This is a genomic window from Streptomyces botrytidirepellens (genome assembly GCF_003721215.1).
Taxonomy (GTDB): domain Bacteria; phylum Actinomycetota; class Actinomycetes; order Streptomycetales; family Streptomycetaceae; genus Streptomyces; species Streptomyces himastatinicus.
Genome location: NZ_RIBZ01000501.1, coordinates 1 through 2,179, shown reverse-complemented (window position 1 = coordinate 2,179; position 2,179 = coordinate 1). Strand labels below are relative to the sequence as shown.

General features: G+C 71.2%; 5 protein-coding genes. 4 read left to right on the top strand and 1 reads right to left on the bottom strand.

The features are described 5' to 3' along the window. Positions 1 to 130: 130 nt before the first annotated feature. The 3 genes from EEJ42_RS32020 to EEJ42_RS32010 all read left to right on the top strand — a co-directional run bounded on the left by EEJ42_RS32020 (position 131) and on the right by EEJ42_RS32010 (position 1,250). Positions 131 to 337, top strand: coding sequence for an acyl-CoA carboxylase epsilon subunit (locus EEJ42_RS32020; RefSeq protein ID WP_123105403.1), 207 nt, complete (start codon positions 131 to 133; stop codon positions 335 to 337). An 80-nt stretch (positions 338 to 417) separates the two neighbouring features. Beyond that, positions 418 to 549: a morphogenic membrane protein MmpB gene (gene mmpB / locus EEJ42_RS53985; protein WP_281291554.1), complete on the top strand. Its 132-nt coding sequence runs from the start codon at positions 418 to 420 to the stop codon at positions 547 to 549. A 98-nt stretch (positions 550 to 647) separates the two neighbouring features. Further along, a complete protein-coding gene (locus tag EEJ42_RS32010; RefSeq protein WP_123105399.1) occupies positions 648 to 1,250 on the top strand; it encodes a Maf family protein in 603 nt (200 codons plus the stop codon). 33 nt (positions 1,251 to 1,283) lie between these two features. On the opposite strand, the gene EEJ42_RS32005 is transcribed toward EEJ42_RS32010, so the two are convergent. Next, complete coding sequence (locus EEJ42_RS32005; RefSeq protein ID WP_123105397.1) at positions 1,284 to 1,736, bottom strand: hypothetical protein; 453 nt, start codon at positions 1,734 to 1,736, stop codon at positions 1,284 to 1,286. A 354-nt stretch (positions 1,737 to 2,090) separates the two neighbouring features. Between EEJ42_RS32005 and EEJ42_RS54760 the strand changes: the two genes are divergently transcribed. Next, positions 2,091 to 2,179: biotin carboxylase N-terminal domain-containing protein (locus EEJ42_RS54760; protein WP_308427085.1), on the top strand; the 89-nt coding region annotated here is incomplete at its 3' end.

Here is a 2,179-nt window from a genome sequence, read left to right as displayed (position 1 = left end):
CTGGTACAACTACCACCGACCCCACACCGGAATCAGCGGCCACACCCCAGCCAGCCGCATCACCAACCTCTTCGGACAACACATCTAGGCCCCCTAGGTCCCCCCTCTAGGTTCAGGAAGGGCTGTTTCCATGATCCGAATCGTCCGGGGCAATCCCACCCCAGAGGAGTTGGCAGCCGCACTGGCGGTCGTACAAGCACGCGCGGCGGCCGCGTCGGCCGCCGCGCAGGGCGAGGGCGTACCGGAGGAGTGGTCCGATCCGGCCCGCACCATCCCGAGCCGCCGCGTCCCGCAGCCCGGCCCCAAGGCGTGGCGCACGACGTACTGGCCCGCCTGACGGAAATGGTTCTCCGCGCCGTGGCGCCTGAGTACGCGTACTCAGGCGCCACGCGGCCCTCCGGGCGCACTATCGGTCGCATGCTGTGGTCCGAGCCGCCCGATGAGCCGCCAGAGGAGCTACGGCGCGCTCAGGCGATGCTCCGCCGTGCCCGAGCCGTCCTGGCGATCGCCATCATGATCGCCACCTGTCTGCTCACGCTGCACCCCTGAGCCGGACCCCTGCGCCGGACCCCCTGACCGAGCCCCCTTGACCGGACCCCCTGACCGGACCCCCTGACCGGCGCCGTGGCAGCGCCTACTCTGGGCGCATGACTGCCCAGCGCACCCTGATCCTCGCCTCCGCCTCCCCCGCCCGCCTCGGACTGCTGCGGCAGTCCGGATTCGCGCCGGAGGTGATCGTCAGCGGAGTGGACGAGGATGCGCTGACCGCCGAGACGCCCGCCGACCTGGCGCGGGTGCTGGCCGAGGCCAAGGCGGCGGCCGTGGCCGGTCTCGCGGAGGCCGACGGGGCGATCGTCGTCGGCTGCGACTCGGTGCTGGAGCTGGACGGGCAGGCGCTCGGCAAGCCCGCGGACGCCGAGGAGGCCACCGCCCGCTGGAAGTCGATGCGCGGCCGTGCGGGCGTGCTGCGCACCGGGCACTGCGTGATCGACACCGCGAGCGGCCGCCGCACCTCGGCCACCGCCTCCACCACGGTCCACTTCGGCGAGCCGACCGACGCCGAGGTCGCCGCGTACGTGGCGAGCGGCGAACCGCTGCACGTGGCGGGCGCGTTCACGCTCGACGGGCGTTCGGCACCGTTCATCGAGGGCATCGAGGGCGACGCGGGCAATGTGATCGGGCTGTCGCTGCCGATGCTGCGCACGCTGCTGGCCGAGATCGGCGTGGGCATCACCGACCTCTGGGCCTGAGGGCCTGAAAGAACCTCAGACGGTTCAGGCGGTTCAGGCCGGGCTGGGGGCGTCCTGGCCGCCCTCGGCCTCGGCGGTCCCGCCCCGGGGCGCGCCCTCCGGCTCGTACGCCAGCAGGCTGAGCACCACCAGCCCGAGCACCACCATCAGACACGCGAACGCGGGCCAGCCCACCAGGCCGACCGAGAACGCGCCCACCACGCCGTGCGTCACCGCGCAGGTGACGAGGAGGATGCGGCCGAGACGGCCGGGAGCGCGGTCGCGCAGCGCCATGCGGAGCAGCACCGCACCGCACAGCAGCAGATAGGCGCCGAAGAGGCCGCCGCCGACCCAAGTGCCCACGGACATCGCGTCGGTGTCCATGCCGCCCAGGGACATCTGCTGCCGGTCCACGACCAGGCCCAGGATCCAGTTCAGCAGCGCTATGCCGACCGCTTCCAGCATCAGCGTCACGGCCGCCACCGCGGCCACTGGTCTGCGTGCCACCCCGCCCACCTCTTCCGGTTCGACATCGCGAACGCTACTAACGGGTAAGCCGCCCCACAAGAGGTGTGCGAGGGGCTCTGGCGCGCAGGACGGTGCGGCAAAGTTTCCGTCCCTCGTTCGTAGGGATCCCACAAAGAAACGTGAAGCGCCCCAGCACGGCGGGGCAGAGATCCTGGCCACAGCACGGACTCCGCCGCGGGCCCGAAAACCGGGCGTACCGTGGAGCGACGGGGGATTCGGCTGTCTGCCCTGGGCAGGGTTAACGCTCCGTGTGGTCAAGCTCACGCCCGAGTGCTTCTCGGCGTGGGGTGTTGCCTGTACCTAAACTCGGCTTGTTTCAAGGAGGGAGCCATCGTGCGCAAGGTGCTCATCGCCAATCGTGGCGAGATCGCTGTCCGTGTTGCCCGTGCCTGCCGGGATGCCGGGATCGCGAGCGTTGCCGT